19 protein-coding genes are annotated in these 21,634 nt (G+C 69.7%); 10 read left to right on the top strand and 9 right to left on the bottom strand.

The genetic code is table 11. From position 1 onward, the window contains the following. Positions 1-39: 39 nt before the first annotated feature. A complete protein-coding gene (locus tag ACFYXH_RS18400) occupies positions 40-1,014 on the bottom strand; it encodes a carbohydrate kinase family protein (RefSeq protein WP_389563727.1) in 975 nt (324 codons plus the stop codon). 130 nt (positions 1,015-1,144) lie between these two features. Between ACFYXH_RS18400 and ACFYXH_RS18405 the strand changes: the two genes are divergently transcribed. Both ACFYXH_RS18405 and ACFYXH_RS18410 read left to right on the top strand, forming a co-directional pair. Then, positions 1,145-1,351, top strand: coding sequence for a hypothetical protein (locus ACFYXH_RS18405; RefSeq protein ID WP_385311186.1), 207 nt, complete (start codon positions 1,145-1,147; stop codon positions 1,349-1,351). Positions 1,352-1,479: 128 nt separating this feature from the next. After that, entirely contained in the window at positions 1,480-2,964 is a 1,485-nt protein-coding gene (locus tag ACFYXH_RS18410) for a hypothetical protein (RefSeq protein WP_389563730.1), read from the top strand. A 129-nt stretch (positions 2,965-3,093) separates the two neighbouring features. Here ACFYXH_RS18410 and ACFYXH_RS18415 read toward each other — a convergent pair whose 3' ends face one another. Continuing rightward, positions 3,094-3,450, bottom strand: a complete 357-nt coding sequence (locus tag ACFYXH_RS18415) for an iron-sulfur cluster assembly accessory protein (protein ID WP_030933606.1) — start codon at positions 3,448-3,450, stop codon at positions 3,094-3,096. 244 nt (positions 3,451-3,694) lie between these two features. Here ACFYXH_RS18415 and nadA point away from each other — a divergent pair, with 244 nt between their 5' ends. Continuing rightward, positions 3,695-4,885 (top strand): quinolinate synthase NadA, encoded by a 1,191-nt coding sequence (gene nadA / locus ACFYXH_RS18420; RefSeq protein ID WP_327323098.1) that lies wholly within the window; start codon positions 3,695-3,697, stop codon positions 4,883-4,885. 78 nt (positions 4,886-4,963) lie between these two features. Here nadA and ACFYXH_RS18425 read toward each other — a convergent pair whose 3' ends face one another. The 5 genes from ACFYXH_RS18425 to ACFYXH_RS18445 all read right to left on the bottom strand — a co-directional run bounded on the left by ACFYXH_RS18425 (position 4,964) and on the right by ACFYXH_RS18445 (position 11,352). After that, positions 4,964-8,095 (bottom strand): efflux RND transporter permease subunit, encoded by a 3,132-nt coding sequence (locus tag ACFYXH_RS18425; protein ID WP_389563733.1) that lies wholly within the window; start codon positions 8,093-8,095, stop codon positions 4,964-4,966. A 157-nt stretch (positions 8,096-8,252) separates the two neighbouring features. Continuing rightward, positions 8,253-8,939, bottom strand: a complete 687-nt coding sequence (locus ACFYXH_RS18430; RefSeq protein ID WP_385310686.1) for a response regulator — start codon at positions 8,937-8,939, stop codon at positions 8,253-8,255. Continuing rightward, positions 8,936-10,156, bottom strand: a complete 1,221-nt coding sequence (locus ACFYXH_RS18435) for a sensor histidine kinase (protein WP_389563737.1) — start codon at positions 10,154-10,156, stop codon at positions 8,936-8,938. The genes ACFYXH_RS18430 and ACFYXH_RS18435 overlap by 4 nt, the downstream gene beginning before the upstream one ends. Positions 10,157-10,278: 122 nt before the next feature. After that, positions 10,279-10,557, bottom strand: a complete 279-nt coding sequence (locus tag ACFYXH_RS18440; RefSeq protein WP_362675561.1) for a hypothetical protein — start codon at positions 10,555-10,557, stop codon at positions 10,279-10,281. A 9-nt stretch (positions 10,558-10,566) separates the two neighbouring features. Beyond that, the gene (locus tag ACFYXH_RS18445; protein WP_327323103.1) at positions 10,567-11,352 is read right to left on the bottom strand and encodes a PspA/IM30 family protein; all 786 of its coding nucleotides are present in this window, start codon (positions 11,350-11,352) and stop codon (positions 10,567-10,569) included. A 305-nt stretch (positions 11,353-11,657) separates the two neighbouring features. On the opposite strand from ACFYXH_RS18445, the gene ACFYXH_RS18450 reads away from it, so the two are divergent. Genes ACFYXH_RS18450 through ACFYXH_RS18460 form a run of 3 tightly spaced genes read left to right on the top strand, consistent with a single transcriptional unit; the run spans position 11,658 to position 14,899 of the window. Continuing rightward, positions 11,658-12,257: a DUF3043 domain-containing protein gene (locus ACFYXH_RS18450; protein WP_389563741.1), complete on the top strand. Its 600-nt coding sequence runs from the start codon at positions 11,658-11,660 to the stop codon at positions 12,255-12,257. A 41-nt stretch (positions 12,258-12,298) separates the two neighbouring features. Then, the gene (locus ACFYXH_RS18455; protein ID WP_389563744.1) at positions 12,299-13,051 is read left to right on the top strand and encodes a methyltransferase domain-containing protein; all 753 of its coding nucleotides are present in this window, start codon (positions 12,299-12,301) and stop codon (positions 13,049-13,051) included. Between the two features lie 54 nt (positions 13,052-13,105). After that, positions 13,106-14,899 carry an ABC transporter ATP-binding protein gene (locus ACFYXH_RS18460; protein WP_389563913.1) on the top strand — a complete coding sequence of 598 codons (1,794 nt, stop codon included), beginning with the start codon at positions 13,106-13,108 and terminating at the stop codon, positions 14,897-14,899. A gap of 345 nt (positions 14,900-15,244) precedes the next feature. On the opposite strand, the gene ACFYXH_RS18465 is transcribed toward ACFYXH_RS18460, so the two are convergent. Next, positions 15,245-15,454 carry a hypothetical protein gene (locus ACFYXH_RS18465; protein ID WP_326649434.1) on the bottom strand — a complete coding sequence of 70 codons (210 nt, stop codon included), beginning with the start codon at positions 15,452-15,454 and terminating at the stop codon, positions 15,245-15,247. Positions 15,455-15,545: 91 nt separating this feature from the next. Here ACFYXH_RS18465 and ACFYXH_RS18470 point away from each other — a divergent pair, with 91 nt between their 5' ends. From ACFYXH_RS18470 to ACFYXH_RS18485, 4 genes are all read left to right on the top strand, one after another. Next, entirely contained in the window at positions 15,546-16,745 is a 1,200-nt protein-coding gene (locus ACFYXH_RS18470; protein ID WP_389563747.1) for a bifunctional adenosylcobinamide kinase/adenosylcobinamide-phosphate guanylyltransferase, read from the top strand. 453 nt (positions 16,746-17,198) lie between these two features. Further along, the gene (gene cobT / locus ACFYXH_RS18475; RefSeq protein ID WP_327328283.1) at positions 17,199-18,260 is read left to right on the top strand and encodes a nicotinate-nucleotide--dimethylbenzimidazole phosphoribosyltransferase; all 1,062 of its coding nucleotides are present in this window, start codon (positions 17,199-17,201) and stop codon (positions 18,258-18,260) included. Positions 18,261-18,339: 79 nt separating this feature from the next. Then, positions 18,340-20,115, top strand: coding sequence for a phosphatidylglycerol lysyltransferase domain-containing protein (locus ACFYXH_RS18480; protein WP_389563750.1), 1,776 nt, complete (start codon positions 18,340-18,342; stop codon positions 20,113-20,115). Beyond that, positions 20,112-20,822, top strand: a complete 711-nt coding sequence (locus ACFYXH_RS18485) for a hypothetical protein (RefSeq protein ID WP_389563753.1) — start codon at positions 20,112-20,114, stop codon at positions 20,820-20,822. Before ACFYXH_RS18480 ends, ACFYXH_RS18485 begins: the two co-directional genes overlap by 4 nt. Here ACFYXH_RS18485 and ACFYXH_RS18490 read toward each other — a convergent pair. Continuing rightward, on the bottom strand, positions 20,771-21,526 hold the full coding sequence (locus ACFYXH_RS18490; protein WP_389563756.1) for a hypothetical protein: 756 nt from the start codon (positions 21,524-21,526) through the stop codon (positions 20,771-20,773). The two genes, ACFYXH_RS18485 and ACFYXH_RS18490, sit on opposite strands and share 52 nt — an antisense overlap. Positions 21,527-21,634: the final 108 nt, after the last annotated feature.

Raw genomic sequence — 21,634 nt, forward strand, 5'->3', positions numbered from 1 at the left:
TCAGGACTGCTGATCAGGACTGCTGATCAGGACTGCTGATCAGGCGATGTGCGTCCGGACCTCGGCTGCGGCCTCGTGGCCGTACGCCTTGGTGAAGCGGTCCATGAAGTGGGCGCGGCGCAGGGTGTACTCCTGGGTGCCCAGGGTCTCGATGACCAGGGTCGCCAGCATGCAGCCGATCTGGGCCGCGCGCTCCAGGCTCACACCCCAGGACAGGCCCGAGAGAAAGCCCGCGCGGAACGCGTCGCCGACGCCGGTCGGGTCGACCTTGGCCTCCTCCTCCGCGCAGCCGACCTCGATCGCGTCCTGACCAGCCTGCTCGATACGGACGCCGCGCGAGCCGAGCGTGGTGATGCGGTGGCCGACCTTGCCCAGGATCTCCTCGTCGGTCCAGCCGGTCTTGGACTCGATGAGCCCCTTCTCGTACTCGTTGGAGAAGAGGTAGGTGGCGCCGTCGAGGAGAGTGCGGATGTCGTCGCCGCTCATCCGCGCGATCTGCTGGGAGAAGTCCGCGGCGAACGGGATGGAGCGGGTCTTGCACTCCTCGGTGTGGCGGAGCATCGCCTCGGGGTCGTCCGCGCCGATCAGTACGAGGTCGAGGCCGCCGACCCGGTCGGCGACCTTCTTGAGCTCGATCTGACGGGCCTCGCTCATCGCGCCTGTGTAGAAGGAGCCGATCTGGTTGTGGTCGGCGTCCGTCGTGCAGACGAAGCGGGCGGTGTGCAGGACCTCGGAGATACGGACCGAGCCGGTGTCGACGCCGTGCCGGTCGAGCCAGGCGCGGTACTCGTCGAAGTCGGCTCCGGCCGCGCCGACCAGGACGGGCCTGGTGCCGAGCTGGCCCATACCGAAGCAGATGTTGGCGCCGACACCGCCCCTGCGCACGTCGAGGTTGTCGACGAGGAAGGAGAGGGAGACCGTGTGCAGCTGGTCGCCGACCAGCTGGTCGGCGAAGCGGCCGGGGAAGGTCATGAGGTGGTCGGTGGCGATGGAGCCGGTGACTGCGATTCGCACGGCGAGGACGCTCCTGTGGCGGGGTGGCGTTGACAGTTAACGCTACCGGGTCGAAGCACCTGTCCTGAAGTGCGGAAACTACCCGATAGTAGGGCTTTTCTCCTGGGCTACCGACTCGTACGGTGCGAATATGACGAAGCACATCGCCCCGCGCGAGCAGCGAGAGTCCGAGATCAGCCTGGCCCAGCTGCGCGGTGACTGCGCACGGATGGCTCCGCACTGGGTGGTGCCCGCGGCCGCTGTGCCCGCGCCCGTGCCGCCGTCCCGTATCCATGGTGTCGTAGTTCCGGCCGCTTCCGCCCGCCTGATCGACGCAATGTCCGAATACGGCGACTGACGCGGTACGGCAACTGACGCAATACGGCGGCTGACGCGCAAGAGGCGCACAGAGGGGAACCGTGCGCTCCCCCGCTCCGTCCCATCCGTGCCCCCGGCAGAAGGGGGCATGAGACAAGGAGCGATGCGGTGAGCAGTACGGAGCGACCCCCCAACAGCGCGGACAGCGCGGACAGCCCGCACCGCCGGCGTTCCCCGCTCGCCGTCGCCTCGGTGGCGGCGGCGGTGCTGGTCGCGGGAGGCGGTACGTACTTCGCGACGGCCGGCTTCGGTGGTGGCGGCGGCGACAGCGCGGACGCCAAGAGCGGCGCGCCACGCGATATGGCACCGCCACTGCTCTCGCTGGACACCTCTGCGGGCAGCGGCGGCCCCGGCATCGCGCCCGGCGAGCCCGACCCGAATGGCGGGATCGTCTACCGGGCCGAGGGCAAGCTGCCGGACGGTCCGGATTCCGCCCCTGTCTACCGCACGAACGGTGCTGTCACCGAGGCCGAGGTGACCCGGCTGGCGAAGGCGCTCGGGCTGCCGGGCACACCGCGACCGGTCGGCCCGGCCTGGAAGATCGGCGCCGAAAAGGATGGCGCGGGCCCGCTGCTCCAGGTCAACAAGCAGGCGCCGGGCACCTGGACGTTCGCCCGGTTCGGGGCTTCGCCGGGCGGTGACAACTGTCTGAAGGGCAAGGCGTGTCCCTCGCGTGGCGAGCCGGGGAAGGCGGGGAAGGCTGCCGAGGGCCCCGCGGTGAGCGAGGAGGCCGCGAAGAAGGCCGCCGCTCCCGTGTTGAAGGCGGTCGGCCAGAGCGACGCCGAGCTGGACGCCCGCCAACTGATGGGCGCGGTACGGGTGGTGAATGCCGCTCCGGTGGTCGGCGGGCTGCCGACGTATGGCTGGACGACCGGGATCCAGGTCGGCGCGGACGGTCAAGTGGTCGGCGGCAGCGGGCAGTTGAAGAAGCCCGAGAAGAGCGACGAGTATCCGGTGGTCTCGGCCCAGGAGGCGCTGAAGCAGCTGAACAAGGCCGGTGAGGGCGCGGGCCCGATCGGGATCGGCGGTTGCGCCACCCCGGTGCCGGTGGAGGGCGAGCAGAAGCCCGCGGCGCCGTGCGAGCCGAAGAGCAAGGCGGCCGGTCCTGAGCGGCTGACGGTCGGCAAGGCCGTCTTCGGGCTGGCAGCGCAGTACGTGGACGGACGGCAGGTGCTCGTACCGTCGTGGCTGTTCGAGGTAAAGCCGAAGGGCGGCGCCCAGCCGTTCACGGTCACCCAGACGGCGGTGGACCCGAAGTTCCTGTCGAAGTCCGCACCGCCGAAGCGGAACATCAAGCCGACCCAGCCGCCGAAGGATCCTGTCGCGGGGTCCGAGCGGGGCATCACGTCGTACAGCGTGAACGGGCGGGTTCTGTCCGTGACGTTCTGGGGTGGCGTGTGCAGCGACTACGCGGCGACGGCGAGCGAGAGCGACAGCCAGGTGAAGGTCCGGGTCGTCGAGTCGAATCCCGACCCGAAGCGGATCTGCATCATGATCGCGAAGGAGCTGACGGAGAAGGTGACGCTGGAGAAGCCGCTGGGCGACCGGAAGGTCGTGGACGCGGAGACGGGCAAGGCCGTCCCGCTGAAGTAGCACGTGTGAAGTAACACGTGTTTTCTGGAGCGGCGTCCGACAGACGCCGGACAGACGAGACGCCGGACAGACAAAGGCGGCGGCCCCCGGAGACCGGGGCCGCCGCCTTTCGCCCGACTGGGCTCAGCTTTAGCTGAAGGAGTCGCCGCAGGCGCAGGACCCGGTGGCGTTCGGGTTGTCGATCGTGAAGCCCTGCTTCTCGATCGTGTCGACGAAGTCGATGGAGGCGCCGCCCAGGTACGGAGCGCTCATCCGGTCGGTGACGACCTTGACGCCGTCGAAGTCCTTCACGACATCGCCGTCGAGCGAACGCTCGTCGAAGAACAGCTGGTAGCGCAGACCCGAGCAGCCACCGGGCTGAACGGCGACGCGCAGCGCCAGGTCGTCCCGGCCTTCCTGCTCCAGAAGGCCCTTGACCTTGGCTGCGGCGGCGTCGGACAGGAGGATGCCGTCGCTCACGGTGGTGGTCTCGTCCGATACGGACATCTGCTTCTCTCCCGGGTTGTACGGAGACTGCTTGCCGACGGTTGCAACCGGCGTGGCCGCGGATTCATTCCGGGGCCTAGGGCATGTTGTTCCCTTTCATGCTCGCACACCGGATCGGCGGGGGCACCGACCTGTGGACGGGGGGTGCGTCACATGGACGCTATGGCCATCGTCAAAGTGACGTGAAGCGGTTATGATAGATAGCGTCAAATAGACGAGAAGGTCTGTCTGCAGAAAAGAAAGGGTGCGTGTCGTGACCACCGCCCAAGCCCGCCCGGAGCTCGACGTCCAGCCGACGCCGCTCGCCCTGCTGCTGCTCGGCCGTGAGGCCGACCCCAGGAGCGAGCGCGGTGTGGAGTGCCCCGGCGACCTGCCCTCCCCGTCCGACCCGGACCTGGTGGAGCGCGCTCGTGCAGCCAAGGAGAAGCTCGGGGACAAGGTCTTCGTCCTGGGGCACCACTACCAGCGCGACGAGGTCATCCAGTTCGCGGACGTGACCGGGGACTCCTTCAAGCTGGCCAAGGACGCCGCGGCGCGGCCGGAGGCCGAGTACATCGTCTTCTGCGGTGTGCACTTCATGGCCGAGTCTGCGGACATCCTGACCTCGGACGACCAGAAGGTCGTACTGCCCGACCTGGCCGCCGGCTGTTCGATGGCCGACATGGCCACCGCGGAGCAGGTCGCCGAGTGCTGGGACGTACTGACCGAGGCCGGCATCGCGGAGCAGGTCGTGCCCGTGTCGTACATGAACTCCTCGGCCGACATCAAGGCCTTCACCGGCAAGCACGGCGGGACGATCTGCACATCGTCGAACGCGAAGCGTGCGCTGGACTGGGCCTTCGAGCAGGGCGAGAAGGTGCTGTTCCTGCCCGACCAGCACCTGGGGCGCAACACCGCGGTGCGGGAGATGGGGATGTCGCTCGACGACTGCGTCCTCTACAACCCGCACAAGCCGAACGGCGGGCTGACGGTCGAGCAGCTGCGCAACGCGAAGATGATCCTGTGGCGCGGGCACTGCTCGGTGCACGGTCGCTTCTCGCTCGACTCGGTCAACGATGTGCGGGAGCGGATCCCGGGCGTGAATGTCCTGGTCCACCCCGAGTGCAAGCACGAGGTCGTGTCGGCCGCGGACTACGTCGGCTCGACGGAGTACATCATCAAGACACTGGAGGCGGCCCCGGCCGGCTCGAAGTGGGCGATCGGCACAGAGCTCAACCTGGTCCGCCGGGTCGCGAACGCGCACCCCGACAAGGAGATCGTCTTCCTCGACAAGACGGTGTGCTTCTGCTCGACGATGAACCGCATCGACCTGCCCCACCTGGTGTGGGCGCTGGAGTCGCTGGCGGAGGGGAACCTGGTGAACCGGATCCAGGTCGACAGGGAGACGGAGAGCTTCGCGAAGCTGGCGCTGGAGAGGATGCTGGCGCTGCCGTAGCGGTGGGCTCGGACCACAAAGCAGGGGTGCCCCCCGCCGTTCGGGCCGGGGGCACCCCTGTGTCGCGTCCGGAACGGCTCAGACCTGGGCCGGTTCCTGGGCCGCGCGCTCCGAGTCCGCCTCGCTCTGCGGGGCGGGGAACTTGGACGCGCGCTTCGCTGCCTTCTTCTTGGCGCGGCGCTCCTTGCGGAGTTCCACCATCGCGTACAGCGTCGGGACCAGCAGCAGCGTCAGCAGCGTCGAGGTGATCAGACCGCCGATCACCACCACCGCCAGCGGCTTGGCGATGAAGCCGCCCTCTCCCGTGACACCCAGGGCCATCGGGAGCAGCGCGAAGATCGTCGCCAGGGCCGTCATCAGGATCGGGCGCAGCCGGTGGCGGCCGCCCTCGACGACCGCTTCCACCACGCCCAGGCCCTGGGCCCGGTACTGGTTGATCAGGTCGATCAGCACAATCGCGTTGGTGACCACGATGCCGATGAGCATCAGCATGCCGATCATCGCCGGGACACCCATCGGTGTACCCGTGACGATCAGCAGGCCGATCGCGCCCGTCGCCGCGAAGGGGATCGAGACGAGCAGGATCAGCGGCTGGACCAGCGAGCGGAACGTCGCGACCAGCAGCATGAAGACGATCGCGATCGCCGCCAGCATCGCCAGGCCCAGCGAGGCGAAGGCATCGTCCTGGTCGGAGGAGACACCACCGATGGTGGCCGTGGCACCGTCCGGGAGGTCCAGCGACTTGAGCTTGCTCTGGAGCGACGCGCTCACCGCGCCCGTGTTGTCACCGGTCGGCTTCGCCGTGATCGTCGCGGCCCGCGAGCCGTCGATCCGCGTCATCGAGACCGGTCCCGGGACCAGCTTCACATCAGCGATGTCACCGAGCTTGACCGGACCCAGGGCGAGGTTACGAAGGTCCGACAGCGTCTTCGCCGGCTTCGCCGAGGTGATCACGACATCGCGCTCGGTGTCGTCCAGGATCGCCTTGGCCGACGGAGTGCCGCGTACCGCCTGGCCGACGGCCAGACCCAGCGTGGTCTCGTTGAAGCCCGCTTCCGTCGCCTTCTCGTTCGCCTTGACCGAGATCCGCGGGACGCTCTGCGCCAGGTCGCTCTCTACGTCGGTGACGTCGTCGAGCTTCGCCACCTCGGCCCGTACCGCCTCGGACGCCTTCTTCAGCGTGTCCGCGTCGGACGCCTTCACCACGACGCTCAGGTTCTGGTTGCCGAAGCCGTCGCCCGCCGCGATCGTCGTGTCGCCGATGCCGTCGAGCTTGCCGAGCTCCTCGTCGATACGGTCGCGGGTCTTCTCGTACGACGACGCGTCCTTCAGGGTCAGCTGGTAGGAAGCCTGGTTGGCACCCGTACCGCCGCCGAAGGCCGCCATGAAGCCGGAGGAGCCGACCGTGACCTGGTAGTCCTTGATCTCGTCGATTCCGTCGAGGACCTTCTCGACCTTCTTCGCGGAGGCGTCCGCCGCCTCCAGGCTGGTGCCGGGGGCCAGCTCCTGCTTGACGGACATGACCTCCTGCTCGCCCTGGTCGAAGAAGTTCGTCTTCAGCAGCCCGGCCATGCCGAAGGTGCCGAAGAGCACGACGAGCGCCAGGACGACGCTGGTGAGGCGGCGGCGGGTCGCGAAACGCAGCACCGGGACGTACATCCGCTGCAGCGGGCTGCGCGCCTCCTTCTCCTCCGCCTTGCGCCGGGCCTCGTCCGGGTCGATGCCCCGTACGGTCTTCGGGGCGCGCAGGAACCAGTACGACAGGACGGGGACGACGGTCAGCGAGACCAGCAGCGAGGCCAGCAGGGCCGCGGTGATGGTCAGCGAGAACGAGCCGAAGAGCTCGCCGACCATGCCGCCCACCAGACCGATGGGCAGGAACACGGCGACGGTCGTCAGCGTCGAGGAGGTGACGGCGCCCGCCACTTCCTTCACCGCGGTGATGATCGCAGCCTGCCGTTCCTCGCCGTAGCCGAGGTGCCGCTTGATGTTCTCCAGAACCACGATCGAGTCGTCGACGACCCGGCCGATCGCGATGGTCAGCGCGCCCAGCGTGAGCATGTTGAGCGACAGGTCACGCGTCCACAGCACGATCAGCGCGAGGACGACCGAGAGCGGGATCGAGACCGCCGTGACCAGCGTGGAGCGGAGCGAGGCCAGGAAGACCAGGATCACGATGACCGCGAAGAGCAGTCCGAGCGCGCCCTCGGTGGTCAGACCGGAGATCGACTTGGAGACGGCAGGGCCCTGGTCGGAGACGACGGTCAGCTGAGCGCCGGAGCCGAGGTCCTTGCGGAGCTCGGGCAGCTTGTCCTTGACCGCGTCGGAGATGGCGACGGCACTGCCGTCCTTGTCCATGGTGGCGAGGACGGCGAGGCTCGGCTTGCCGTCCGTACGGGTGATGGAGACCCGCTGGGACTCCTCCTGCTTCACCGTGGCGATGTCACCGAGGCGTACCGGCTTGCCCTTCTCGGGGGACACGCGCAGGTCCTCGATCTGCTTCAGCGTGGTGAAACCGCCGCCGACCTGGACCGTACGGCTCTTGCCGTCCTCGGAGAAGGAGCCGGCCGGCAGCGTCGCGCCGCCCGCCTTGAGTGCCTCGGCGAGCGCCATGGTGTTCAGCCCGGCCGAGGCGAGCTTCTTGTCGTCGGGGGTGACGGAGACCTGGAGGTCCTGGACGCCGTCGACGGAGACCTGGCCGACGCCGTCGATGTCCTCGATCGCCGGGACGACGGTGCGCTCCAGCTGGTCGTTGAGCGCCTGCTGGTCCTTGTCGGAGGTGATGGCGAGGACGACGGTCGGGATGTCGTCCGTCGAACCGGCGACGACCTGCGGGTCCACGTCGTCGGGCAGCTGGGTACGGGCCCGGTTCACGGCCTGCTGCACATCGGCGACGAGTTGCTTGGTGCCGTCCCCGTAGTCGAAGCTGGCCATGATCACGGCGTTGCCCTCGCTCGCCGTGGAGGTGATGCCCTTGATTCCGTCGACGGCCTTGATGGTGCTCTCGAGCGGTTCGACGACCTGCTTCTCGACCACATCGGGGGACGCGCCCTGGTACGGGGCCAGCACCGACACCATCGGCAGTTCGATGGAGGGCAGCAGCTGCTGCTTCAGCTGCGGGATGGCGATCGCTCCGAAGGCGATCGCGACGATCGACATCAGGCCGATCAGGGCTCGTTGCGACAGGCTGAATCTGGACAGCCAGGACATGGGGTCTCTCTTCTGTGGCTTACGCGGCAGGAAGGACAAGAGGGCACAGCCGGGCTGCCCATTTATACGATCAGCCATTCGAGGAGGCTCAACCCTCGACCCCAGGTCCAGTTCCTTATCGCGCGCATACCGCAGCTGGAGTATGCGAGGCTCCGGCTCACTCCACCCTTGGACGTACCAGGCCCGATTCGTACGCGATTACCACCAATTGGGCGCGGTCGCGGGCGCCGAGTTTCGCCATCGCACGGTTCACATGCGTCTTGACGGTCAGCGGGCTGACCTCGAGCCGTTCGGCGATCTCGTCGTTGGAGTGGCCGCCGGCGACCAGGACGAGGACTTCGCGCTCGCGCACGGTGAGCGCCGAGAGCCGCTCGGAGTGCGCCCGGGACTCCTGCCCGTCGTCCGAAGTGCCGCCCTGCGCGAGGAACTTGGCGATCAGGCCCTTGGTGGCGACCGGCGAGAGCAGCGCCTCCCCCGCAGCCGCGATACGGATGGCATTGAGCAGTTCGTCCGGTTCCGCTCCCTTGCCGAGGAAGCCCGATGCGCCTGCCCGCAGCGACTGCACGACGTACTCGTCCACCTCGAAGGTGGTGAGCATGACGACGCGTACGTTCGCGAGTTCGGGGTCGGCGCTGATCATTCGGGTGGCGGCGAGCCCGTCGGTCCCGGGCATCCGGATGTCCATCAGGACGACATCGGCCTTGGCGGAACGGGCGAGTGCCACCGCCTCGGCGCCGTCCGCCGCCTCCGCGACGACATTCATGTCGGGTTCGGAGTCCACCAGGACCCGGAACGCGCTGCGCAGCAGTGCCTGGTCGTCGGCGAGCAGCACCCTGATCGTCATCTGTCCTCCCCCGTGCCGGTCTTGACCGGCAGTATCGCCTGCACCCGGAAGCCGCCGCCGTAGCGGGGGGCCGCGGTGAGGGTGCCGCCGAGTGCGGTGACCCGCTCGCGCATACCGAGCAGACCGTGGCCGCCGCCGTCCGTCGGCCCTTCGGCCCCGGCGCCGTTGTCCAGCACGGTGACCTCCACGGTGTGGCCGACCCGCACCACGCTCACCTCGGCCTTCGCATCCGTGCCCGCGTGCTTCCGCACATTGGTCAGCGCCTCCTGGATGATCCGGTACACCGCGAGGTCGACGGCCGCGGGCAGCCGGATCCCGTCGTCGGCACGGGCCACTTCGACCGGCAGACCGGCCTGCCGGAAGGTGATGACCAGCTCATCGAGGACATCGAGGCCGGGAGCCGGTTCGGTGGGGGCCTCCGGGTCGCCGGACTGGCGGAGCAGACCGACCGTGGCGCGCAGTTCGTTGAGTGCGGAGCGGCTGGCCTCGCGCACATGGGCGAGGGCCTCCTTGGCCTGGTCCGGCCGTCTGTCCATGACATGCGCGGCGACGCCCGCCTGGACGTTGACCAGGGCGATGTGGTGCGCGACCACATCGTGGAGATCGCGGGCGATCCGCAGGCGCTCCTCCGCGACCCGGCGGCGGGCCTCCTCCTCGCGGGTGCGTTCGGCGCGCTCGGCCCGCTCACGTATCGCGTCGACGAAGGCCCGACGGCTGCGTACGGCGTCTCCAGCGGCTCCCGCCATCCCGGTCCAGGCGAAGATGCCGAGGTTCTCCTGCGTGTACCAGGGGGTCGAGCCGAAGAACATCGCGGCGCCGGTCAGCACGGCCATGGTCAACAGGCCGACGCGCCAGGTGGTGGGGCGGTCGGTGCGGGAGGCGACGGTGTAGAGGGCAATCACGGCACTCATCGCGACCGGTGCGGCCGGATCGCCCACGACGAGCTCGACGACCGAGACCGCGGTGGTGAACACGAGCACGGGCATCGGGTTGCGCCGGCGGAAGACGAGAGCCCCGGCGACCAGGACCATCAGCACCAGGCTGCGCGGCTCGGGCGTACGGCTGCCGAAGGCCGGACCGTGCGGCCCGTTCGGATCGGCGAAGGAGCCGACGACCATGCAGATCAGTACGGCCAGGGCGAGCGCTCCGTCGAACGCCAGCGGATGCGCGCGAAGCCAGCGCCGGGTGCGGGCGAACCCGGTGGCGAGTGAAGTCACATCCAGCAACGGTACGGCGTGCCGCGACAGCCGCGAACACCCGCGAGCACAGCAGAAGAGAGCAGAATGCCCCGCCCCGGATCGATCCGGGGCGGGGCGTTCGGCTGTTGGAGTGCGAGCGGTCAGCCGGGGATGAGACCGTCGTCGCTGAGCATCTCCCGTACGTCCTCAAGAGTGGCGTCCGAAGCCGGCAGGATCAGCTCGGACGGCTCCAGCGCGTCGTCCGGCAGGGGTTCGCCGAGCTCGCGGACCCGGTCCAGGAGCGCGTTGAGAGTCCTGCGGAAGCCCTCGTCGTCACCGCTCTCCATCTCGGCCAGCAGCTCGTTGTCGAGCTTGTTGAGCTCGGTGAAGTGGCTGTCCGCCAGCTTCACCTGGCCCTCCCCCATGATCCGTACGATCATGACGAGTCCCTACTGCTTGTCGAACTTGTTCGGGGTGTTCTGCTGCGGGGCGGCGTCCTGCCGGCCCGCGGCACCGCCTTCGATCGCCTGCTGCGAACTCGAGCCGCCCGCGAGCTCGGCCTTCATCCGCTGCAGTTCCAGCTCTACATCTGTACCACCGGAAATCCGGTCCAGCTCGGCGGCGATGTCGTCCTTCGCCATCCCGGACTGGTCGTCCAGGGCGCCGGAGGCGAGCAGCTCGTCGATCGCGCCGGCCCGTGCCTGCAACTGCGCCGTCTTGTCCTCGGCCCGCTGGATCGCCAGGCCGACGTCGCCCATCTCCTCGGAGATGCCGGAGAAGGCCTCGCCGATCCTGGTCTGCGCCTGGGCCGCGGTGTAGGTGGCCTTGATGGTCTCCTTCTTCGTACGGAAGGCGTCGACCTTGGCCTGCAGCCGCTGGGCGGCGAGAGTGAGCTTCTCCTCCTCGCCCTGCAACGTGGTGTGCTGTGTCTCCAGGTCGCTGACCTGCTGCTGCAGCGACGCGCGGCGGGACAGCGCCTCACGTGCCAGGTCCTCGCGGCCGAGCGCCAGCGCCTTGCGGCCCTGGTCCTCCAGCTTGGACGACTGTCCCTGCAACTGGTTCAGCTGCAGCTCGAGCCGCTTGCGGGAGGTCGCCACATCGGCGACTCCGCGGCGCACCTTCTGCAGCAGTTCGAGCTGCTTCTGGTACGAGTAATCGAGGGTCTCGCGCGGATCCTCGGCCCTGTCGAGGGCCTTGTTTGCCTTCGCGCGGAAGATCATCCCCATACGCTTCATGACACCGCTCATGGGCTTCGCGCGCCCCCTTCTGACGGACTCAGCTTCAGCACTCCAACAGAACCCACATTACGGGCCCTGCATCCATTACCGCACTGTTCCAGCGCGGATGCGCTCCTCCCCAAGGACGACTGCGTACGGCTTCGATCCGGCGCAAGGAGTAGGTGGCCGTCAGGGAAACCACGGGCGACGTCCGCTCTGTCCGGCTTATGGCCGGCTTCTGTCCCCTACAGACGCACGGTGTTGCGGGATCGTTCCCCACCGGCGTTCGGTCCCCGCATTTTCACCCCGTACCCTTGGGCTTTGTGTTTGGTAGCCGTTCCAAGGAAGAGAAGTCCCCCACCGGCAAGGTGCAGGCAGACCTCTCCAAGCAGCCCCGCGACCCCGAGGCCCCGAAGGGCCGCCCCACGCCCAAGCGGAGTGAGGCCCAGACCCAGCGCCGCCGTGCTTCCAGCACGGCGCCGACCGACCGCAAGGAGGCCGCGAAGCGCCAGCGCGAGGCCCGCCGCGTGGACCTGGCCAAGCAGCGCGAGGCGCTCGCCAGCGGCGACGAGCGGTATCTGCCGGCCCGTGACAAGGGACCGGTCCGCCGCTTTACGCGTAACTTCGTCGACTCCCGCTTCTGCATCGCCGAGTTCTTCCTGCCGCTCGCGGTGGTGATCCTGGTGCTGAGCATGGTCAGGATCGGCTCGCTGCAGAACATCGCGCTGCTGCTCTGGCTCGGCGTCATCGTGCTGATCGTCATCGACTCGATCGGTCTGGCGATCCGCCTGAGGAAGCAGCTGAACGAGCGCTTCCCGAACGAGTCCAAGCGCGGCGCGATCGCCTATGGCCTGATGCGTACGCTCCAGATGCGCCGACTGCGTCTGCCGAAGCCGCAGGTCAAGCGCGGAGAGCGGCCCTGAGCACGGAGGTCTCCGGCTTCGGAGGCGCTTCGGCCGACTGGTTGGCCGGGCTCGGCGGACTGCGCAACACCGTCCGCCAGGAGCTTGTCGCCCGTCAGCTCGACGAACAGATTGCCGCCCGCTACCCGGTCGGGCAGCGGCTGCGCATCCTCGATGTGGGGATGGGGCAAGGCACCCAGGCGCTGCGTCTCGCCCGGGCCGGGCACACGGTGACCGGTCTGGAGTCCGATCCCGCGATGCTGAAGGCGGCGCACAACTCGCTGGCCACCGAGCCGGCCGGAATCCGTGAGCGGTTCCGGCTGATCGAGGGCGACGGCCGGGACACCGGGGTGCATTTCCTGCCCGGCAGCTTCGACGTGGTGCTCTGCCACGGGGTGCTGATGTATGTCACGGAGCCGGACGCAATGCTGGCCGGTATGGCCAGGATGCTGGCGCCGGGCGGTCTCCTCTCGCTGCTCGTACGGAATGCGGACGCACTGGCCATGCGGCCGGGACTGGCCGGGGACTGGTCGGCCGCGCTGACCGCGTTCGACACCGATGCGTACACCAACCGGCTCGGGCTTCCGGTGCGCGCGGACCGGCTCGAGGCGCTGACGGCGACGCTGGCGGGGATCGCGGCGCCCCTGCACGCCTGGTACGGGGTGCGGGTCTTCACCGACAACGTCCCCAACGAGGCCGAGCTGCCGGCCGCCGAGGAGCTGGAGCGGCTGCTGGCGGCGGAGGACCGCGCGGGACGTACGGAGCCGTACCGCGGTGTGGCCGCGCTGCTGCATCTGTGCGGCGTACGCGGCTGATTCAAGGCCCCCCGGCTCAGGTGTGCGGGGGGTTTCCGCGTCCTCACTGAAGTGATAACAGCAGAGGCCGCCGTGGAAGCCACCGCGGACACCCCCGTCAGACTGCCCGCCCGCGAGACCTGGCGGGCGCTGTACCGGCACTTCCGCCCGCACCGCTGGGCCGTCGCGCTCGGCGCGTTCCTCACGCTGATCGGCGCGGCGACCGGGCTGGCGCAACCGCTCGCCGCCAAGGCCCTCGTCGACCGGCTCGGCAGCGACGACTCGATCGCCGGGATTCTGCTGCTCCTCACCGCGCTGGTGGTGCTCGGCACGGCGATCGAGTCGGTCGGCGCGTACATCCTGGAACGCACCGCCGAATCCGTCGTCCTCGCCGCCCGCCGCAGCCTGATCGGGCGGCTGTTGCGGCTGCGGCTGCCGGAGGTGGAGCGGACCCAGCCGGGCGATCTGATGTCCCGGGTCACCTCGGACACCACCCTGCTGCGCGCGGTCACCACCCAGTCGATCGTCTCGGCGGCCACCGGCGGGCTCGCCTTCCTCGCGACGATCGTGATGATGGGCCTGATGGACGCGGTGCTGCTCGGCGTGACGCTGGGCGTGATCGTGCTGATCGGTGGCGCCGTCGCGCTGGTGATGCCGAAGATCGCGCAGGCCACGCAGCGTTCGCAGATGGCGGTCGGCGAGATATCCACGGTGCTGGAGCGGGCGTTCGGAGCCTTCCGCACGGTCAAGGCCTCGGGCGCCGAGGAGCGTGAGACGGCGGTCGTGTCGAAGGCGGCGCGGGAGGCGTGGCGGCACGGCATACGGTCCGCGAAGTGGCAGTCGGTGGCCTGGTCGTCGGTGGGCCTGGCCGTACAGGTGTCGTTCCTGGCGGTGCTGGGGATAGGCGGGGCGCGGGTCGCCTCCGGCGCGATCTCCGTATCCACGCTGGTGGCCTTCCTGCTCTTCCTCTTCTATCTGATCGACCCGGTGTCGAGGCTCGTGGAGGCGGCCTCGCAGTACCAGGTGGGCTCGGCGGCGATCGCGCGGATCGTGGAGGCCGAGCGGCTGGAGACGGAGACACTGACGCCGCCTTCGAAGGACGCGGGCACGGGTCCCGCGTCAGTCGTCTTCGAGGACGTCACCTTCCGCTACCGGGAGGATCTTCCGTACGTCCATCACGGCGTCTCCTTCGTGGTGCCGGGGGCCGGGATGACGGCATTCGTCGGCCCTTCCGGCGCGGGCAAGACGACGGTCTTCGGGCTGATCGAGCGGTTCTACGAGGCGGACGGCGGACGGATCGCCGTCGACGGCAAGGACATCCGCGACTGGCCGCTGGCCGATCTGCGCGCCGCGATCGGCTATGTCGAGCAGGACGCTCCGGTGCTGGCGGGGACGCTGCGCGAGAACCTGGTCTTCGCGGCGCCGGACGCGAGCGAGGAGCAGATCCGGGACGTACTCGTACGGGCCCGCCTCGACGTGCTGGTGGAGCGGCTGCCGGACGGCCTGGAGACGGTGGTCGGGCACCGCGGCTCCAAGCTCTCGGGCGGCGAGCGGCAGCGGGTGGCGATCGCCCGCGCACTGCTGCGGCGGCCCCGGCTGCTGCTCCTGGACGAGGCGACCTCGCAACTGGACGCGGTCAATGAGATGGCGCTGCGCGATGTGGTCGCGGAGGTGTCCCGGAATGTGACGGTGCTGGTGGTGGCGCACCGGCTGTCGACGGTCACGCTGGCGGACCGGATCGTGGTGATGGACGCGGGGAAGGTACGGGCGGTGGGCACGCACGGTGAGCTGGTGGCGGCGGACCCGCTGTACGGGGAGCTGGCGGCGACTCAGTTCCTGGCGACGGCGCCGTCAGGCGGGGCTCGGTGAGGCGGGAACGCCCTGAGGCGGCGGCGCGGACGGTGCTGGACGACAGCTACCAGCCGTCAGGGACGGTGCATGTCACGCTGGGGGAGATCTGAGGGTCCCCGGGGCCCGCACCCCTCGGGCGCCGGCTTCGCAACGCGCTTGGCCCAGGCACACCGTGGGCGCCGCGGCGCCCACGGCCGACGGGTGCGGGCGCCCCAGGGGCCCCGACCTGCATAAACAGATGCAGCGCAGTCCAGGACACGAGCCCCGGAGCGGACCCCAAACGGCCACCGACACAAGACCGGGCACACCCAGGCGCCCAAGCCCCGCACCCCGCAAGGGACCCGCACCCCAGGACCCCGCGGGCTACGCCTCGTTCGCGTGCAGGCTCATCGGGCCGTAGATCTTCGTCGAGTCCTCCGAAAGGATCACCTGGTCCGCCCCGCCCTCCAGCAGGTCCTTCCAGAACTCACCGATCCACGACTCCGCGTCCCCCTGCGTCGTGAACTCCTCCGGCTGCACCGCCGGCTGGACCTCCGTCCCGTCGGACTTCTCGAAACGCCACGTCCATGCCATGTCCGCCTCCCAGGGCCCACCAGTGATCTCGTTGCTGCCCGCAGCGTAGCCGGGCGCGCACGCCCCGCGGTGACGCGGGAGGATCGTGAGCGTGGAACTCACTCTGCTCGGCACCGGCGCCCCCGCCGGACTCCCCCGGCCCGACTGCCCGTGCGCCGTCTGCGCCACCGCCCGCGGCCCGCTCGCCCGCGCCGCCACCGCGCTGCTCGTCGACAGCGCGCTGCTGCTCGACCTCACCCCGGGCGCCGCCATGGCCGCCGCGCGGGCCGGACACTCGCTCGTCGGCGTACGGCAGGTGCTGCTGACGCATCCGCACGACGGGCCCCCCGTGGATCTGCCCGCCGGGCTGCCGACGGCGGGGCGGGTCCCGGACGGACAGGAGTTGACGCTGATCAGCGGGCACCGGGTGCGTGCCGTGTCGATGGACAACCCCGGTACGGGGTACGAGGTGACCTCTCCGGAGGGCGAGCGGCTTCTCTATCTGCCGCCCGGCGGAGCGCCTGCCGGTCTCGCCGAAGGGCTGGCCGCGTACGACATGGTCGTCGCCGACGTGGTGGGGCGGCCCGACGCGATCGCCCGGCTGCGCGCCGCCGGGGCGATCGGGTCGACCACCGACGTCATCGCCGTCCACCTCGACCACGACGTACCCGGCGGCCCCGAACTGGCCCGACGGCTCGCGGCCGCGGGCGCGCGTGCCGTGCCCGACGGGACGACGCTGACCATCGGCGAGTACCACGCCGTACCGGATGTGCCCCGCCGCACCCTCGTCACCGGCGGCGCCCGCTCCGGCAAGTCCCTGGAGGCCGAGCGCCGGCTCGAGACCTTCGCCGAGGTGCTGTACGTCGCGACAAGCGGGAGCAGGGACGGCGACCCCGAATGGGCGGCCCGGGTCTCCCTGCACCGCGAGCGCCGCCCCGGGGCCTGGGACACCGCCGAGACCTGCGATCTCGTACCGCTGCTGGCCGAGGACGGGCCGCCGATGCTGATCGACTGTCTCTCGCTCTGGCTCACCGACGCGATGGACCGGGTGGACGCGTGGGACGACGCGAAGTGGGCGGCGGACGGTGAGCACGCGCTGCACGCGCGCGTGGCCGAACTGGTCGCCGCGGTACGGCAGACCCCGCGCACGATCGTCGCCGTGACGAACGAGGTCGGCAGCGGCGTCGTCCCGGCCACCGCGTCGGGCCGCCGCTTCCGCGACGAACTGGGCCGTCTCAACGCCGCCTTCGCCGCCGAGTGCGAACACGTCCTGCTGGTCGTCGCGGGCCAAGCCCTGGTCCTCCGCGGCTGACCACCCCAACTCGGCAAGCCCCCACCCCGGTCGTCGGGGCGCTCCCCCGGGTGCCCACGAGGAAACCACCACCACGTCCCCAGGCGCCCCCCGGATGCCCACGAGGAAACCACCACCACGTCCCCAGGCGCCCCCCGGATGCCCACGAGGAAACCACCACCACGTCCCCAGGCGCCCCCCGGGTGCCCACGAGGAAACCACCCACCGGACAGCAACCGTCAACGCCCCCGGCCCACCTGAGCCACATGACCGGGCAACTAACGCCACCGGCCCACCTGAGCCACATGACCGGATGACCAACGCCACCGGCCCACCCGCACCCCAAGACCCCCACCAGGTGCCGGGACGCCCCCGGATGCCCACGAGGAACCCACCACGGACAGCAACCGTCAACGCCCCCGGCCCACCTGAGCCACATGACCGGATGACTGTACTGTTCGGCGAATGAGCAGGCTGAATCTCGATGACTTCTCCGACCTGATCGAGCGCCCCGACAACGGTATGCGGCGTGACGCCGAAGAACGCCGGGAGCGGCTGATCGTTCCGCCCGGTTCCCTCGGCCGTCTCGACGAGCTGGGCGAGTGGCTTTCGGCCGCGCAGGCCGCCGTGCCGGTCAAGGCCATCGACCAGCCGCGCGTCGTGCTGTTCGCCGGTGATCACGGGGTCGCCGAACTGGGCGTCTCCGGCCGGGAGTCCGGCTCCGCGCACCAGCTGGTGCGCGCCGCGCTGGAGGGCGCGAGCCCCGTCGCCGTACTGGCCCGCCGGATGGGCGTGCCGGTGCGGATCGTCGACGCCGGTCTGGACTGCGAGCCGGAGCTGCTGCCGGACGAGGTCGTACGTCACCGGGTGCGCCGCGGCAGCGGACGTATCGACGTCGAGGACGCGCTGACGATCGAGGAGGCCGAGCAGGCCGTACGCCTCGGTATGGCGATCGCCGACGAGGAGGCCGACTCCGGCACCGATCTGGTCGTCCTCGGCGATCTGAGTGTCGGCGGCACCACGCCCGCCGCCACGCTGATCGCCGCGCTGTGCGGCACGGACGCCTCCGTGGTCACCGGCCGCGGCGGCGCGGGCATCGACGATCTGGCCTGGATGCGCAAGTGCGCGGCGATCCGGGACGCGTTGCGGCGCGCCCGGCCGGTGCTCGGCGATCAGCTGGAGCTGCTGGCGACGGTGGGCGGCGCGGATCTGGCCGCGACAACCGGATTCCTGCTGCAGAGTGCGGTACGGCGAATGCCGGTGATCCTCGATGGAGTGGTCTCGGCGGCGTGTGCGCTGGTCGGCCAGCGGGCGGCATTCCGGGCGCCGGACTGGTGGCTCGCGGGTCAGGTGAGCGGCGAACCCGCGCAGACGAAGGCGCTGGACCGGATGGCGCTCAACCCCCTGCTGGACCATGGCGTCACTGTGGGGGAAGGAACCGGGGCATTGCTCGCACTCCCCCTCGTGCAGGCTTCGGCCGTGCTCGCGGCCGAACTGCCGGAGCGTACGGAGTCGGTGGAGAGCGACACGGACTGACGCGTCGGTGCGGCCGCCACCGATGGGCGGCCGCACTCTCGCCCACCTTGATGCGTGATGCCCCATATCATCGCGTTTCATGGGAGAGGTCCGCTTGTCCAGCGAAGAGGCGAGCCGTAGTACGAGCCGAAGCGCCGTCCGTTCGCGGCGCAGTGCGGCGTTCGCCGTCTGGTATCTGCGCGCCGTGGCGTTCATCAACCTCCTGAGTGCTGTGTGGGTCTCCCTCCTCCAGGACCTCCGGCGGCACAACGTCGATGACTACTTCACGCCGTATCTGCTCACCGCGGGCTTCGCCTCCGGAGCCTTCACGCTCTTCCTGGCGATCACCATGCGCCGCCGCAAGCGTGCCGCCTGGATCCTCAATTTCGTACTGGCCGGACTCTTTCTGCTGCTCTTCGCCCTCGCGATCGGCGTCGACCCCGAGGTCCGTGAACATGCGCAGAACTGGATCTCGCTCGTCCTGACCGCCGCCTTCGTACTGGCGCTGGTGCTCGGCCGACGGGAGTTCTACGCGAAGGGCGACCGCTCCAACCCCAGGCTGGCCGCGGCCGTCGCGGTCGGCGGGCTGCTGGTCACTTCGCTGCTCGCCGCGACACTCGTCACCGTCACCAATACCGCGGCCGGTCAGTCCACCTTCCTGCAGCGCTGGTACTACGGCCTGATGCGGCTGATCTCGCTCGCCGCGGACGACTCCCACCTCACCGGCATCAGCACGCCCGGCTGGGTCAACGTCACCATCAACGTGCTGTCCACACTGCTGCTGTTCGCCGTGTTGTACGCGGCCTTCCGCTCCCGCCGGGCCGTCGACGCACTCACCGAGGACGACGAGGAGAGGCTGCGCGTCCTGCTGCAGCGCCACGGCGACCGGGACTCGCTCGGCTACTTCTCACTGCGCCGCGAGAAGAGCGTCGTCTGGTCACCGACCGGGAAGGCCGCCGTTGTCTACCGCGTGGTGGGCGGAGTCTCGCTCGCCTCGGGCGACCCGATCGGCGACCCGGAGGCCTGGCCCGGCGCGATCGACCCCTGGCTGGCGGAGGCGCGTGAACACGGCTGGATCCCGGCGGTGATGGGCGCGAGCGAGGAGGCCGGAACGATCTACGCGCGGCATGGCCTGGACGCCCTGGAACTCGGCGACGAGGCGATCGTGGAGACCGACGACTTCACTCTGGACGGCCGCGCGATGCGGACCGTGCGCCAGGCCTACAACCGGGTCGGGCGCGCCGGGTACGAGGTGCGGATCCGCCGCCACGAGGACATCCCGCCCGAGGAGATGGCCGTACTGGTCGGGCGCGCCGACGACTGGCGCGACGGAGCCACCGAGCGCGGCTTCTCGATGGCGCTGGGGCGGCTCGGCGATCCCGGGGACGGCCGCTGCGTGATGCTCGAATGCACGGACGGTCAGGGCGAGTTGCGGGCGGTGCTGAGCTTTGTGCCGTGGGGCCCCAAGGGGCTCTCGCTCGATCTGATGCGGCGTGACCGGGACTCCGAGAACGGCCTGATGGAATTCATGGTCATCGAGCTCCTGCAGCGCGCGAAGGAGATCGGGATCACGCAGGTGTCATTGAACTTCGCGATGTTCAGATCGGTCTTCGAACGTGGCTCGAAGCTCGGCGCCGGCCCGGTGCTGAGACTGTGGCGCTCACTCCTCAGCTTCTTCTCCCGCTGGTGGCAGATCGAGTCGCTGTACCGCGCCAACGCCAAGTACCGACCTATCTGGGAGCCACGTTTCATGCTCTTCGAAAAGAGCGCCGACCTGCTGCGCATCGGCCTGGCGGCGGGCCGCGCCGAGGGCTTCCTCGAGGCGCCGGGACTGCCCAAGTGGCTGCACCGCAGGCACCTGGAGTCCAAGCGTTGAAGACGGTGATCGCGTTCGCGCGCCGTGAGTGGGGGCCTCTGTACGCGACCCTGCGGAGGGCACTCGTCACCAAGAAGTGGCGGGCGATCCCGATGACGCTCGGGGCGGTCTGCCTCACGGCACTCTTCCAGCTGGTGCAGAACCAGTCCTGGGGCTTCGGCCTCGTGCGCAACCTGGGCTTCGTGAAGGCCGAGGACCCGCTCTGGGTGGCGCTGCTGCGTACCCCGCTGTCGCTGTTCGTCCCGGCGCTGGATCTGCCGGTGTGGGGTGCGCTGGCGCAGGTCCTGCTGGTCTTCGGGATCGCGGAGATCTGTCTGGGCCGGTGGCGGACGCTGGTGATCGCGTATGTGTCGACGCTGGCCGGCACGACGTACGCACGGATCGGTGTCTCACTCGACCCTGAGGGCCTCTTCGGGCTGCCCGCGTCGGACGCCGTGGTCGTCGACACCGGCCCGTCGGCGGCGGTCGTCGGCCTCGCGGTCTTCGTCTGCTGGCGCTACCGGGCCTGGTGCACGGCGGCGCTGGTGGCCGTGTTGATGGTCGGCGAGGTGCTCTTCAAGAACAATCTCGCGGGCAAGGAGCATCTGGCGGCGATCGCGGCGGTGCTGGCGGTGTGCGGGCTCTCGGCGCTGCGCCGCCGGTGGCGGCTCAGGCGTCAGCGTTTGCGTACCGGCAGCCGGTCCGGCGCCCCGCCGATCAGATCCTGAAGTCTGCGGCGTGGCCGGTCCCAGCGGCGGTCGTGGTGGTAGGAGCGCAGCCCGGCTCTGGCGCGCGCCTTGGGCCGGTTGCGGTAGAAGCGGCGGGCCCAGGGCGAGCCGGGCCGGGCCAGCCGTAGCGCACCGAAGAGCGCCAGGAACGGGATCAGCGTGCCGAGGAGCGCCATCCGGAGCTTGCCCTTGAAGAGCGCGATGAGCACGAAGAGAAAGTTGAACACCAGCGTCAGGATCAGCGAGGCGCGGTCCTGGCGTTCGTCGGGGGTGAGCTGGTCCACGCCGAGTGGCGAGAAGCCGCCGAGTACCAGAAGCGCCAGGGCCGAGGCGATCACCACGACCTCCACGCTCTGTCGGCCCTGCTCGGTCCAGTAGACGTCGTCGAGATGCAGGATGACCGCGAACTCGTCCAGTACGAGGCCCGCGCCGATCCCGAAGACGATCGCGCAGACCGCGGCGGCGGGGCCCACCCGGCCGTTGCCGACCGCCCCGAAGCCGCCGATGACGGTCAGGATGACGCCGGGAACCACATGGTGGATGTGCATGCCGCCGGGCGTGATGTTCTTGAACGGCCCCCGGCCCGCCCTGATCAGCCGGGTGACCGTGCGCGTCACCAGAAAGGTGAGCATGAAGGAGACCAGCGCGAGCAGCATGGGGAGCTTCCCCGGCTCCACGATGTTCCGGTAAAACCAGTGACCCATGCCACCCGCTCCCGATTCGCACGTAATGCGCAATTTACCGTCACTCCGGCCGGGCTACCCTTCGCGCGACACTGCGCTCACCCGGTGGACAACCGCCGGACCCCGGCC

Source organism: Streptomyces sp. NPDC002730 (genome assembly GCF_042888805.1).
Taxonomy (GTDB): domain Bacteria; phylum Actinomycetota; class Actinomycetes; order Streptomycetales; family Streptomycetaceae; genus Streptomyces.